The organism is Paraburkholderia heleia NBRC 101817, assembly GCF_000739775.1.
GTDB lineage: Bacteria > Pseudomonadota > Gammaproteobacteria > Burkholderiales > Burkholderiaceae > Paraburkholderia > Paraburkholderia heleia.
In genome coordinates, this window is the sequence record NZ_BBJH01000024.1 from 26,932 (window position 1) to 40,055 (window position 13,124).

Sequence of the window (13,124 nt, forward strand, 5' to 3'; positions counted from 1 at the left end):
TCAATGTCCTCCGAGCCGCTTCAGACGTCCGGTGAATCTGCCGAAGATCAGCAGCGACACGGCGGTCAACGCAAGACCGATGATGCTCAGGCTCGCGGCCAATGGAAAGTTCAGCGAGGACAAGCCCAGCTGATAAACGAGTGTGGAGATGGTCGGCACGCGGCCGCCGCCGATCATCTGCGGCGTCGCGAACGCGCTGAAGGTCCACGCGAACGCGGTGGTCGCACTCGCCAGAATCCCCGGCATCGACAGCGGCAGCGTGACCGTCACGAAAATCCGCACCGGGTTCGCGCCGAGACTCTGCGCCGCGCGTTCGTAATCGCGATTGATGTGCGAGATCGCGGCGCCCAGCATCAGCACGGTCACCGGAATCGTCACGTGCACGAGCGCGAGCACCACGCCGAAGTGCGTGAACATCAGGTCGATCGGCCAGTCGATCAGGCCGAGATTGCGCAGCACCGTATTGACGAAGCCGTTGCTGCCGAGCACGACCGTCCACGAATAGGTGCGCACGATTTCGCCGAGAAACAGCGGCGTGAGCGACATGATCAGGATGATCGATTTGAGCGCGCGGTTGCGCACCCGCACCAGCGCGTACGCCAACGGATACGCGAGCAGCAGCGAGAAGATCATCGTCTCCACGCTCAGGCGCAGCGTATTGAACAGCGCGTTCAGATAGATCATCCGGGTCAGCCCGGAGAAATTCGCAAGCGTGAAACCGCCCACGTCCAGCGAGCCCGGCACATAGGCGCGCAGGCTGAACTGCAACACCGTCAGCAACGCCGCACAAGTACCGAATGCGACGATCACGGCAGGCGCGATCATCCATCCCTTGAGCCTGCTATACATAGTCATGGTGTCAATCTGGTTCGTTGTTCAACTGCTATCTACAACCACCGGCTCCCCGCGAGCCGTGATGCGCTGCGGGGAGCTTGCGGGTTTTCAAAGCCGGCCTGAGCCGGTCGGCGGCAACAACATCAATTCATGATGTTTTCGGCGAACCACTTGCGCCAGGTGGGCGTCAGTTCCGCGCGCAGCTTCGAATCGATCACGATGGTTTGCTTGTTCCACTGATCGCGCGTCGTGAACACGCCGGGTAGCGCCGCGTCGGCCTTCGACACGGCTGCGTCGTCGACCACCGGACTCGCCTTCTGCAGCGCTACGATCTTCGCCTGTACCGCCGGCGACAGCGCGATGTTCATGAACTTGTACGCGAGATCGGCTTTCTTGCTCCCCTTCATGATGCCCATGCTGTCGATGCCGAGAATCGCGCCTTCCTTCGGGATCACCACCTTGATCGGCACGCCTTGCGCGATCTGGTAGTACGCGTTCATCGACAACAGCACTTCGACCGGCGTTTCGCCCGTCTGGATCAGCTGCTCGCCATTCGCGTCGTCGGTGTAGAACGCCTTGAAGTTCGGCTTGAGCGCCTTGAGCTTGTCTTCACCCTTCTGCCAGTTCTTCGCGTCGCCGCCCGAGAGCACCGCCGCGACCGTCATGATGTGGCTCGGGTCCCAGTCGGGCGCCGAGATCTTGCCCTTCAGCGCCGGATTCCACAGGTCGCTCCAGCTGTCGAACTTCATGCTCGGCGGGACCATGTCGGTGCGGTAGCCGATCGTGTACACATACGCCCACGTACCGATGTGGTACGGGCTGATCTTCGCCTGATCGACGAGGTGCGAGTAGTTCGGCAGCTTGCTGAAGTCGAGCTTCTCGAACAGGTTGCTGTTCACGTACAGCCAACCGACCTGCGAGGTCGTCACGGTGATGTCGCTTTCCGGCGTCGACGCGAGCTTGGCCTTGTTCAGACGGTCGATCGTGCCGCCGGTCACGTACTTGACCGGCACGCCGGTCTCCTTGGTGAATTCCTGGCCGACCGTCTGGTCGATCATGTCCCGGAAGTTGCCGCCCCAGGTGCTGACGACGAGCGCATCGGCGGCGCTTGCGGAGCCTGCTGCGACCAGCGCGCTGAACGCAATGCCTGCTGTGAGTATTGTCTTGATCACTCGAATTTCCCCGTAGGTTGATTGAAGAGCACGGCATGACGCGCTGTGCAGGTACGGGGCAATAGTGAAAGAGCGGGCGTGAATCGCCAAGTTGCCTTTTCCGCTGGCGTGCATCGCAATTTCCGACGCGGCTTTTTTTCCTCGCGGGCTGCGACGCGTATATCCCGCGCCTGCCATGCGGGTGCTTGCGGTCCGCTTCTGGTCCGAGCGCGAGCTGCCTTAAGAAAAGCTGACACCTCGCACCGGAAAAGCCAAATAGCCAGCGCGGGCGCCGTCACCGACCATGGCCGCAGTCGACCCAACCAGGACCTTCGCGCCATGAAGCACACCCGCATCCGCACATTCAACACCAAAGCCACCTACCCCGAACAGAAGCTGGACAATGACCTCTGCCAGGCGGTGGTCGCGCGCGGCAGCTTCGTGTTTCTGCGCGGCCAGATCGGCCAGAACCTCGACACATCGGAAAGCGTGTGCATCGGCGACGCGGCCGGCCAGACCGAGCAGGCGATGGCCAACATCGCGATGCTGCTCGGCGAAGCGGGCGGCGAACTCGCCGACATCTGCAAGATCACGATCTACATCACCGACCCGCGTTATCGCGAAGAAGTCTACCAGGTGGTCGGCAAGTGGCTCAAAGGCGTGTTTCCGGTGTCGACCGGCATCGTCGTCGCGGCGCTCGCGCGGCCTGAATGGCTTGTCGAAGTCGACGCGACCGCCGTTATTCCGGACTGATCCAACGCGGGGAAGATCCACATGACCTTTTCGATCATTGCCCGCTGCCCGCACACCGGCCAGTTCGGCGCAGCGGTCGCCTCGTCATCGCCGGCCGTCGCAGCGCGCTGCATCCGCGCGCGTGCCGGCGTCGGCGCGGCGGCCAGCCAGAACATCACCGACCCCGCGCTGGGGCCGCAAGCGCTCGATCTGATGGCTGCCGGCCAGGACCCCACCGAAGCGCTCGCAACGCTGCGCGCGCAGCCGTTCATCGAATACCGACAGTTGATGGCGATCAACGCGCAACGCGCGCCCGCCGTTTTTACCGGTGCCAACGCACTCGGCACGCTCGCGAGCGCGACCGGCGAGCACGCCGCGTGCGCGGGCAACATGCTGGCCTCGCGCGGCGTGCCGGCGGCGATGCTGGCCGCGTTCGAGCGCGCCGACGGACCGCTCGCCGAACGCCTGATGCAGGCCTTGCTCGCGGGCGAGACCGCCGGCGGCGAGGAAGGTCCGGTTCATTCGGCCGGACTGCTGGTGGTGGGCGAACTGGACTGGCCGATCGTCGATCTGCGCATGGACTGGGTCGAACACGGCCCGATCAAAGCGCTCTACGCCGCGTGGCAAGTCTACGCACCTCAGGTGGCCGACTACATCACGCGAGCGCGCGATCCGCGCGCCGCGCCGAGCTTCGGGGTGCCCGGCGATTTTTGACACGGTATCGGGCCCGGGCGCTTTGTGCGACTATCGTCACTGTCTATGCTGGATCCGTTGATCCGTTGCCCGGTGGCGGCTCCACCTCGTTCCATCGTCCCGCTCATGCTGAATCGTATTTCCCTGCGTCAAATGGAGTACTTCCTGGCCGCGGCCAAATACGGAAGTATCGCCGTCGCTTCAAGCCAGATTCACATCTCCGCGCCGTCCATTTCCGCCGCCATCGCGCACATGGAAACCGAACTCGGTGTTCAGCTGTTCATCCGTCATCCGTCGAAGGGCATGACGCTGACGCCGGTCGGCATGCAGGTGATGCAGGAATGCGAGCAGCTGCTCGAACGCGCGTCGAAGCTGTACGACATCGCGTCCGATTCGAGCGAGGCGATGCAAGGCGTGCTGCGCGTCGGCTGCTTCCAGTCGCTCACGCCGATGATCGCGCCGGAAGTGATTTTCGGTTTCGCGCGCGCGTTCAAGAAAATCGATCTGCAACTGGTGGAAGGCGATCAGCGTGAGTTGATCGAGAAACTGCGCAATGGCGAAATTGACGTCGCGATCACGTACGACCTCGAATTGGGCGACGAGGTGGACTTCGAAGTCTTGAGCAAGTTGCCGCCGCATGTGCTCGTCAACGAACTGCATCCGCTTGCTCAGCAAAGCGCGGTGACGCTCGGCGAACTAGCGCCACTGCCAATGGTGATGCTTGATCTGCCGATGAGCCGGGATTACTTTCTTTCGCTGTTCGCGCGCGCGAATGTCGAGCCGCAGATCGCGGCCAGGTCCCGCTCGGAGGACGTGGTGCGGTCGCTGGTCAGCAGCGGCATCGGCTACGCGCTTTTCAACGTGCGGCCGAAGTCGAATCAGGCGCTCGACGGAAAACGCTTTACGCGTCTGCGTCTGGCCGGCGAACATCGGCCGATGCTGCTCGGCCTCGCCACCTACATGCCCGCGAAACGCTCGCGACTTGCACAGGTTTTCATGCAGCGTTGCCGCTCGTACATCTCCGATCAATACATCCCGGGCATGAGCGCCGCACGCTATTTCGACCCGCATCTGATTGGAACGGCCGCGCACAGCGACGCTGCGTAAGTGCAGATCGCGTGCTATCACCGCTTTGCAAGCCGGCGTCGTGTGACGTGACCAGACGTAGTCGACGTAGACGGACGCGTTGGCCTCCCGAATGCCCTGTCGAAGAGCGACAAACAAACGTTACCCCACCGAGAAGAGTCGAAAACAGCGATACGCTGTGCGATAAGCGCCCCAAACAACCCATGCCGCACCGAAGTTCGGCACATGGTCGGACAACCAATACGGTGAGCGGTCGAGCATTGTCCGGGGTGGCGAGATTTAGTTCGCAAGTCTATTGTTCATTGACAGGTCGATCTCACACCAACCGGGTATTAGCGCGGCGCCATGCGCAACGCGCCGTCGAGCCGGATCACCTCGCCGTTCAGATAGCGGTTGCCGACGATATGCTCGACGAGCGCCGCGAACTCCGCGGGCTGGCCAAGACGCGGGGGAAACGGCACGCCCGCGCCCAGCGCCTGCTGCACTTCGGTGGGCATGGCGAGCAGCATCGGCGTTTCGAAGATGCCGGGCGCGACGGTCACTACGCGAATACCGTTGCGCGCCAGTTCGCGCGCGGCCGGCAGCGTGAGCGAAACGACGCCGCCCTTGGACGCCGCATAGGCCGACTGCCCGATCTGCCCATCGTACGCGGCGACCGATGCCGTATTGACGATCACGCCGCGCTCGCCGCCGGCCTCGGGCGTATTGCCCGCCATCGCCACGGCGGCGAGGCGCATCACGTTGAAGGTGCCGATGAGATTGACGCTCACGACCTTCGCGAACAGATCGAGCGAATGCGCCCCTTCTTTTCCGACGATGCGCTGCGCCGGCGCGATCCCCGCGCAGTTGACCACGCCATGCAGCGCACCGAAGCGCTGCGTAACAAGCGCAATCGCCGCCTCGACGCTCGCTGCCAGCGTCACATCCACCTCGACGGCGAGTGCATGCTCGCCGCCGGGCGCCGCCTCGTCACGCGCACGGGCCACGTCGATATCGCCGAACACAACCTTCGCGCCGCGTTCGAGCAGATGACGGCCCACTGCCGCGCCCAGTCCGGAACCCCCGCCCGTGATGAAAAACGTCTTGTCCTGCACAATCATTTGAGTCTCCTCAGGTAGTACCCGTTAGTTATCCGATCTTTCAAACGATCTTGCCCGCGAGTTCCGCTCGATACCGTTCGCGCAAACTGCGCGAGCGCTCGTAATTGCGCTCCTTGACGATACCGAAGCCTCGCACCGCGCCCGGCACGCCAAGCAGGCCGACGGCCGCCGCAAGCGTCTGCGGCGTCAGCTTGCCGAGTACGAGGCGCACGTCGTCTTCGAATTCGCCGATCATCGCGCGCTCGATCACGCGGTCGCGCTGCCGTGCGAACGGATCGAACGGCGTGCCGCGCAGCGCCTTGCCATGCTTGAGCGCGCGCAGCAGCGGCTCGGCCACACGCCGCGCAATGCGATCTTGTTGCGGCGTCCTGTTTGCGCGTCGCGGCGCGTGAGGAGCGGCGGCGCCATGTGGAAAGTCTTTTTGCCCGTCGTGCCGTCGAACAAACCGCGGAGGTACGCGCCGAAGCCGCCATCGGTGTGCAGACGCGCAACCTCGTACTCGTCCTTATAGGCAAGCACCTTGAAGTAATGACGCGCTGCCGCCTGCGCGAGCGCACCGCTCGCCCCTTCGATCCCACGCTCCGCCTGCGCGACGGCATCGACCAGCGCGCGATAGCGCTTCGCATACGCGGCGTCCTGGTACTGCGTGAGATCGTGCTCGCGCCCGGCCACGAAGCGCGCGAGATCGAACGGCGCGTTCGCGGCCGCAACGTCCACTCCCGTCACGCGTTCGAGCGCGCGAGCGTCCTGTGCGATCAACCGTCCCCAGAGGAACGCGCGTTCGTTCATCGTCACGGCCGCGCCATTGAGCCCGATTGCGCGCAGGATCGAGGCTTCGGAAAGCGGTACGAGGCCCGACTGATACGCGTAGCCCACCATCATCATGTTCGCGGCGATGGCGTCGCCGAAAATCGCTTCCGCGGCCGCCGTGCAATCCCAGAACACCGCGCCATCCGCGCCCATCGCGCTCTCTATCGCCGCCTGATGGACGGCCTTGCTCACGGGCAGATCGCCGTCGCGCACGAAGTCGGCGGTCGCGGTGATGCGCTCGTTCACGATCGCGCGCGCGCCGCTGCCCGGCAGGCGCGAGAGCGCGCCCGACGATGCCGCTACCACGGCGTCGCAGCCCAACAGCACGTTGGCCGCATGGGCGCCGATGCGCGAAGTCGTGATGAGGCCGCGGCTCTGCGCGATCTGCACGTGACTCAACACCGCGCCGTTCTTTTGCGCGAGGCCGGTGAAGTCGAGCGTCGAGGCGCCGCGCCCTTCGAGGTGCGCGGCCATGGCGAGGATCGCGCCGATCGTCACGACGCCCGTGCCGCCCACACCGGTCACGACCATGCGCAGATGCTGCTCCAGCGCCTGAGGCACGCGTGCGGGCGGCGCGAGCGTGGCGCCCAGTTCGGCTTCGATGCGCTGAATGCGGGCGGCATCCGGGCGTTTCGGCTCCATGCCCCTCACCGTCACGAAGCTCGGGCAAAAGCCCTTCACGCACGAGGTGTCCTTGTTGCAGCTCGACTGGTTGATGGCCCGCTTGCGGCCCAGCTCCGTTTCGAGCGGCTCGATCGCGATGCAGTTCGACTGCACGGAGCAGTCGCCGCAGCCTTCGCACACGGCCGGATTGATGACCACACGCGTGGGCGGATCGATCAGCTTGCCGCGCTTGCGGCGGCGGCGCTTTTCGGCGGCGCAGGTCTGGTCGTAGACGATCACCGAAACGCCCTTCTGCTCGCGCAAGCGGCGTTGCAGCGCATCGAGCGCGTCGCGGTGCAGGAGCGTCACGCCCGCCGGCAACACCTGCGAGCCCGCGTACTGCTCGGGCCGGTCGGTCACCACGGCGACTTCGTTCACGCCTTCGGCCTGCACCTGCGTCACGACGCGATGCACGGTGAGACCGCCCTCGGCTGGCTGGCCCCCGGTCATCGCCACCGCGTCGTTGAAAAGGATCTTGTAGGTGACGTTCGCGCGCGCCGCCACGGCCTGGCGGATCGCCAGGCTGCCCGAGTGCTGGTAGGTGCCGTCACCGAGATTCACGAACAGATGCGGCATGTCCGTAAAGGTCGACATGCCGACCCACTGCACGCCTTCGCCGCCCATCTGGCAAAACGTCGCCGTGTTGCCCGCCTCGCCGAGCGCCATGATGTGGCAGCCGATGCCGGCCGCGGCATGCGAGCCTTCGGGCAGACGCGTCGATGTATTGTGCGGGCAGCCCGCGCAAAAGAACGGCTTGCGGGTGAGCGGTTCGCCCTGCGGCACCTGAGCGAGCGCGATCACGCGCTGCGCGCCCGAACGCGCATAGGTTGCGCCCGCTGCGACAGGTGGCACATCGATCTCGACGTGCCGGAAAAACCGTTGCAGCGCGAGCGCCAGCTGCTCGGGTGCGAACTCCATGGCGGCGGGAAGCAGCGGCTCGCGCTCGCCAAGCGTCTTGCCGTGCACGGAGGGCCGCTCGTCGGCACGCACGTTGAAGAGCGCCTCCTTGATCTGCCGCTCCACGAACGAGCGCTTCTCCTCCACGACGAAAAGCGCCTGCATGCCGCGCGCAAACCCCTTGAGCCCTTGCGTTTCGAGCGGCCAGATCATGCCGACCTTATAGAGGCCGATACCGAGTTGTTCGAGGCGCCCGGACGTGAGCCCCAGCGCCTCGAACGCAGCCAGCACGTCCGCATGCGCCTTGCCCACCGTGACGATGCCCACGCGCGCCTGCGCGGGGCGCAGCAACGCGCGGTCGAGCGGATTGGCGCGCATGAAGGCGAGCGCGGCGGGCAGGCGTTCTTCGAGCACGCGGCGCTCGAGCTCGGCACGCTCCGCGGGCCAGCGCAATTGCGGGTCGTAATTGAAGCCGCGCTGCGCCGGCACCGCAATGTCCCCGGGCAAACGCAACGGCGGGCTGCGGCCCACGCGCATCGAGCGGCCGCTTTCCACCGTCTCCGTAATCGCCTTGAAACCGACCCACAGCCCGCTGAAACGCGAAAGCGCATAGCCCGTGAGTCCGTACTCGATGTACTCCGCAACCGTGGCCGGAAAGAGAACCGGCATCATCGCGCCTTCGAAGACATGATCCGTCTGGTGCGGGAACATCGACGACTGCGCCGCGTGGTCGTCGCCGGCCACCGCCAGTACGCCGCCGCGCCGCGCGGTGCCGAGCATGTTGGCGTTGCGAAAGACGTCGCCGGTACGGTCCACGCCCGGCCCCTTGCCGTACCACATCGAGTACACGCCTTCCACACGCTTGCCGGGAAACGCGTCGAGCTGCTGGGCGCCCCACAGCATGGTCGCGCCCAGGTCTTCGTTCAGACCCGGCTCGAAGCGCACGTCGAAGTCCGCGAGCAGCGCCTTCTGGCGCCACAGTTCCTGATCGAATCCGCCGAGCGGCGAGCCGCGATAGCCGGAGACGAGACCCGCCGTTTTCCGCCCGGCAAGCCGGTCCGCGCGCGCCTGTTCGATCAGGATGCGCACGAGCGCCTGGGTGCCGGTGAGAAAGACCGTGCCGTCCTCGCGCAGGTAGCGGTCTTCGAGGCGATAGTCCGTATCGATCTGACGGCCGGTCTCGACGGCTCGCATGTTCATGGTTGTCTCCGCTGTTCGACTTGTGGGTATTAGCGGATTCTAGGTAGCCAATAGCGGCGATTCGCGCCAAACTGAGCCACAAGTTGCTCATGAATTAGCAACACTTGCCTCAAATTCACCTTTTTCAGGGAAACTTGGCCAATGAAATTCGACCGCGTGGATGTGGCCATCCTGCACGCCCTGCAGCGCGACGCGCACGTGAAGTCCGCCGACCTCGCGGAATCGCTCGGCCTTTCGCTCTCGCCGTTCTACCGGCGCATCCGTATGCTCGAAGAGCGTGGCGTCATCACGCAGTACGTCACGTTGCTCGATCAGGAGAAGGCTGGCTTTCCTGTCAACGCGTATGTGTCGGTGGCGATCGAGAAGAAGAATGAGACACGGCTAGCCGCGTTCGAGCGCGCGATCTCGAACTGCGACGAAGTGATGGAGTGTTATTTGATGACCGGCGCGTTCGACTACATGCTGCGCGTGGTGGCGAGCGATATCGCGGGCATCGAGCGTTTCGTCATGACGCGCCTCACCAAGATCGAGGGCGTGCGTGACATTCACACTTCCGTGGCACTGCGCCGGGTGGAGTATAAAACCGAACTGCCGGTGCGAGTGCGCGACGAGTGACGCAGCGCAACGCCGCGGTTCATTCAGGAAGTCGAAGGAATCCCCGCTTGATCCATGCCTTCACGCACTCACGCCTTTCGCCCCGTCTTGCGCGCCGCTCGCAACGGCTTTGCGGCGGCTGTGGCGGCGCCCTGCTCCCACTCGGGCACGCGAGCTTCACGGGTCGAACGCAGCGCATCGAGCCGGCCTTCGAGCATGCCCACCTGGTGGCGTAAATCGCCCAGTTGCGCCTGCAATGCCTGAATTTCGGCGCGCGCACTGTCTTCCGTGCGCGCCGCGCGCTGCGTGGCGGCTTCGGCGTCGCGCTGCAACCGCGCGTTGGCCGTGCGCTCGCGCTCGATTTCGAGCTGGGCGCGTTTCTCTGCCGCCTGCCAGCGTGTTTCCGCGAGTTCGGCGCTTGCGCGCAGCCTGTCGCGTTCGGCTGCGAACTCGGCGCGTGCCTGGGTGAGCGCGGTTTCGCGTTCGCCGCCCGCTTCGCGCTCGCGCGCCAGTTCCGCTTCGAGTGCGCCGCGCGTGGCGGCCGCGGCGGCTTGGGCCTGTTCCAGTTCCTGGATGCGCACCTGCGCCGTGAGCAGCGCGGCGGTGCGCTGTTCGAGCGCCACCTCCGTGTGCGCCAGGTCTGTGCGCACGGCGGCCGTCGCGCCTTCCGCGGCGCGGCGTGCGTCCTCCACTTCCAGCCGCAGCGCTTCGAGCGACGCCTGCGCGGCCGCCGTGGCGCGCGTCCAGAGCGCGCCGATGAGTTCGCCGGCGGCCCCCTGCAGTTCCTCGGGCAGATCGGCGTGCTCGATACGCACGCGGCTCTTCTCGCGCAGGGTGGCCCAGAACTCCGAAAGCACTGCCGTAGGCGTGCTCATGCTGCCGCGGCGCACGAGCTGATAGAGCCGGTTGGCCGTGGGCGTGATGCCGTGACGGAAGAACATCAGCGCGCACACTTCGCGATACAGCTCGCGTGTTTTGGGAAACTCGGCCTTGAGGCGTTCGATCTCGGCGGCGAGGCGTACTTCGTCGGAGGCGACGTCGGTCATGAGGGGCAGTGCGGGGCTGGAATGCGTCGATATTACAACGTAAAGCGTACGATTCCTACCGCCCGTACCGGTGAGAAGCGGCACTTGCCTGGCCGCATAGCGCGTGAAAATTATAGAATCCTTGCATTACACTTGCTAAACTATTAAAGCGAATCCAGACGCGACAATAATCTGAATTAATTGCCCGCTTTTTTATCGAGCTGCGTAATTTAGGTTATCTAATGAATCGGCGAGGCCCGGTGCCTGCCTGGGTACGATCCAGACTGCCACAACGCGCTCGCCGCCCGGTCCCTCGCGGTCCGGCTACAGGCGGCCCCACGCCGCCCTTTGCGAAAGCCCTTCTTTCCCGCTTTCCCGACCGGACGCACGCCGCGTCACGCGCGTGCGTAAGCCGCATTGATTCGACCATTGAAGCGGTCGCCTGCAGTTCCGTTCAGTCCATGAAAACGCACGCCCGGCTATTGGCGCGCGCTTGTCCGATCCGTTGAATTGAGAGGTGTGCCATGTCCAGCCTGTCGAGCGAATCCATCGCCACACTGAAAAGCGCGCTGCGAGGCGTTGCCCTGCAACCCGGCGACGCTGCCTACGAAGAAGCCCGGCAAATCTGGAACGCGATGATCGAGCGCCGCCCCGCGCTCATCGTGCGCTGCCGCGGTTGCGCCGATGTGCGCCAGGCCGTGGCGCTCGCGCGTGAATCCGGGCTGCCGCTCGCCGTGCGCGGCGGCGGACACAATATCGCGGGCAGCGCGCTGTGCGACGGCGGCATCGTCATCGATCTCTCGCCGATGAAGTCGGTCAGAGTCGAGCCCGCCGCGCGCCGCGCATATGTGGAGCCAGGCGCCACGCTGCACGACTTCGACCATGAAGCGCAGGCGTTCGGCCTCGCCACGCCGCTCGGCATCAATTCGACTACGGGCGTGGCGGGTCTCACGCTGGGCGGCGGCTTCGGCTGGCTGAGCCGGCGCTTCGGCATGTCGGTCGACAACCTCGTCGCCGCCGACGTCGTGACCGCCGACGGCAATCTGCTGCGCGCGAGCGCGAAAGAAAACACCGACCTCTTCTGGGCGCTTCGCGGCGGCGGCGGCAACTTCGGCGTGGTGACGATGTTCGAGTTCTCGCTTCACGCGGTCGGCCCCGAGATCTACGGCGGGCTGGTCGTGCTGCCGTTCGACGCCGCGAAAGAAGCGCTCACGCACTACCGCGAGGCGGTCGACGCGATGCCCGAAGACCTGAGCGTGTGGAGCGTGTCCCGTCTCGCACCGCCGCTGCCTTTCCTGCCGCCCGAGGTTCACGGCAAGCCGGTCATCGTGTTCGCGATCTGCTATTCGGGGCCGCCGGAAAACGGGCCGAACGCGGTGGACGCAGTGCGGCGTTTCGGCAAGCCTTGTGGCGAACATCTCGGGCCGATGCCCTACGCCGCGTGGCAGCAGGCGTTCGATCCGCTGCTCACGCCGGGCGCGCGCAACTACTGGAAATCGCACAATCTCGCCGCGTTGCCCGACGGTCTCATCGACACGCTGATCGACGCCATCGCCACGCTGCCCTCGCCCGAGTGCGAAATATTCTTCGGGCAGATCGGCGGCGCGACGCAGCGCGTCGCGTCCGATGCGATGGCCTACCCGAGTCGCGACGCGCTCTATGTCATGAACGTGCACGGCCGCTGGACCGATCCCGCCGACGACGCCCGCTGCGTCGCCTGGGCACGCGGCTTCTTCGAAGCTTCCGCGCCGTACGCGCTCGGCAGCGTCTACGTGAACTTCCTCACCGACGACGAACGCGCGCGCGTCGAGGCGGCCTATGGTCCGAACATGAGCCGCCTCATCGCCGTCAAGACGCGTTACGACCCGCACAATCTTTTCCGCCACAACCAGAACATCCGGCCCGAAGGGCCGGCCGAGGGAGGCCAGTAATCTGCGTTTCGATGTCATCGTAAGGAGAATCGCCATGTCGACTTATGTGGTGCTTGCGCAGTTCACCGACCAGGGTATCCGCGCTGTCAGGAACAGCGCCCAACGGGCCGGGCAGGCCGCGGAACTCGCCAGAACTTTCGGCTGTGAAATGAAGCAGATCTACTGGACGCTCGGGAAATACGACATCGTCACGGTCATCGACGCGCCCGACGAGCAAAGCTTCATGGCGTTCGGCCTCGCACTCGGGTCGCTCGGCAATATCCGCACGCAGACGCTGCGCGCCTTGAGCAAGGATGAGTTCACAGCGGTTCTCGGCAAGCTCAATTAGAGTGCGCCGGCGCGCGGCACCCGGGCCGTGCCGCGCCGCCGCCCATCATTCTTCATACCTATGCAGAAGCCGCGCGCCGC

At 65.1% G+C, this 13,124-nt stretch carries 10 protein-coding genes and 1 pseudogene; 6 read left to right on the top strand and 5 right to left on the bottom strand.

From position 1 onward, the window contains the following. Positions 1–855, bottom strand: coding sequence for an ABC transporter permease (locus tag BHE01S_RS20245; RefSeq protein WP_042267093.1), 855 nt, complete (start codon positions 853–855; stop codon positions 1–3). A 122-nt stretch (positions 856–977) separates the two neighbouring features. Next, positions 978–2,006, bottom strand: a complete 1,029-nt coding sequence (locus BHE01S_RS20250) for an ABC transporter substrate-binding protein (RefSeq protein WP_042267094.1) — start codon at positions 2,004–2,006, stop codon at positions 978–980. Positions 2,007–2,324: 318 nt separating this feature from the next. Here BHE01S_RS20250 and BHE01S_RS20255 point away from each other — a divergent pair, with 318 nt between their 5' ends. From BHE01S_RS20255 to BHE01S_RS20265, 3 genes are all read left to right on the top strand, one after another. Beyond that, on the top strand, positions 2,325–2,738 hold the full coding sequence (locus tag BHE01S_RS20255; RefSeq protein ID WP_042267095.1) for a RidA family protein: 414 nt from the start codon (positions 2,325–2,327) through the stop codon (positions 2,736–2,738). 21 nt (positions 2,739–2,759) lie between these two features. Beyond that, entirely contained in the window at positions 2,760–3,431 is a 672-nt protein-coding gene (locus BHE01S_RS20260; protein ID WP_042267097.1) for a DUF1028 domain-containing protein, read from the top strand. A gap of 105 nt (positions 3,432–3,536) precedes the next feature. After that, positions 3,537–4,517, top strand: a complete 981-nt coding sequence (locus tag BHE01S_RS20265) for a LysR substrate-binding domain-containing protein (protein WP_042267098.1) — start codon at positions 3,537–3,539, stop codon at positions 4,515–4,517. A 311-nt stretch (positions 4,518–4,828) separates the two neighbouring features. On the opposite strand, the gene BHE01S_RS20270 is transcribed toward BHE01S_RS20265, so the two are convergent. Together BHE01S_RS20270 and BHE01S_RS20275 are read right to left on the bottom strand one after the other, a co-directional pair. Next, complete coding sequence (locus BHE01S_RS20270; protein WP_042267100.1) at positions 4,829–5,596, bottom strand: SDR family NAD(P)-dependent oxidoreductase; 768 nt, start codon at positions 5,594–5,596, stop codon at positions 4,829–4,831. A 40-nt stretch (positions 5,597–5,636) separates the two neighbouring features. Further along, positions 5,637–9,166, bottom strand: a pseudogene (locus BHE01S_RS20275) (indolepyruvate ferredoxin oxidoreductase family protein). Between the two features lie 141 nt (positions 9,167–9,307). Here BHE01S_RS20275 and BHE01S_RS20280 point away from each other — a divergent pair. Beyond that, positions 9,308–9,781, top strand: coding sequence for an Lrp/AsnC family transcriptional regulator (locus BHE01S_RS20280; protein WP_042267102.1), 474 nt, complete (start codon positions 9,308–9,310; stop codon positions 9,779–9,781). Positions 9,782–9,849: 68 nt separating this feature from the next. Here the strand turns inward: BHE01S_RS20280 and BHE01S_RS20285 are convergent, their stop codons facing one another. Beyond that, positions 9,850–10,806, bottom strand: a complete 957-nt coding sequence (locus BHE01S_RS20285; protein ID WP_042267104.1) for a DNA-binding protein — start codon at positions 10,804–10,806, stop codon at positions 9,850–9,852. Between the two features lie 503 nt (positions 10,807–11,309). On the opposite strand from BHE01S_RS20285, the gene BHE01S_RS20290 reads away from it, so the two are divergent. Then, positions 11,310–12,716: an FAD-binding oxidoreductase gene (locus tag BHE01S_RS20290; protein ID WP_042267106.1), complete on the top strand. Its 1,407-nt coding sequence runs from the start codon at positions 11,310–11,312 to the stop codon at positions 12,714–12,716. A gap of 34 nt (positions 12,717–12,750) precedes the next feature. Next, on the top strand, positions 12,751–13,044 hold the full coding sequence (locus tag BHE01S_RS20295; RefSeq protein WP_042267107.1) for a GYD domain-containing protein: 294 nt from the start codon (positions 12,751–12,753) through the stop codon (positions 13,042–13,044). Positions 13,045–13,124: the final 80 nt, after the last annotated feature.

What these genes read in the sequence shown, in the direction of transcription:
- BHE01S_RS20265 (WP_042267098.1), top strand. Translation starts at nt 3,537, where the DNA reads ATGCTGAATCGTATTTCCCTGCGTCAAATGGAGTACTTCCTGGCCGCG.
- BHE01S_RS20245 (WP_042267093.1), bottom strand. Translation starts at nt 855, where the DNA reads ATGACTATGTATAGCAGGCTCAAGGGATGGATGATCGCGCCTGCCGTG.
- BHE01S_RS20290 (WP_042267106.1), top strand. Translation starts at nt 11,310, where the DNA reads ATGTCCAGCCTGTCGAGCGAATCCATCGCCACACTGAAAAGCGCGCTG.
- BHE01S_RS20260 (WP_042267097.1), top strand. Translation starts at nt 2,760, where the DNA reads ATGACCTTTTCGATCATTGCCCGCTGCCCGCACACCGGCCAGTTCGGC.
- BHE01S_RS20270 (WP_042267100.1), bottom strand. Translation starts at nt 5,596, where the DNA reads ATGATTGTGCAGGACAAGACGTTTTTCATCACGGGCGGGGGTTCCGGA.
- BHE01S_RS20285 (WP_042267104.1), bottom strand. Translation starts at nt 10,806, where the DNA reads ATGACCGACGTCGCCTCCGACGAAGTACGCCTCGCCGCCGAGATCGAA.
- BHE01S_RS20280 (WP_042267102.1), top strand. Translation starts at nt 9,308, where the DNA reads ATGAAATTCGACCGCGTGGATGTGGCCATCCTGCACGCCCTGCAGCGC.
- BHE01S_RS20295 (WP_042267107.1), top strand. Translation starts at nt 12,751, where the DNA reads ATGTCGACTTATGTGGTGCTTGCGCAGTTCACCGACCAGGGTATCCGC.
- BHE01S_RS20255 (WP_042267095.1), top strand. Translation starts at nt 2,325, where the DNA reads ATGAAGCACACCCGCATCCGCACATTCAACACCAAAGCCACCTACCCC.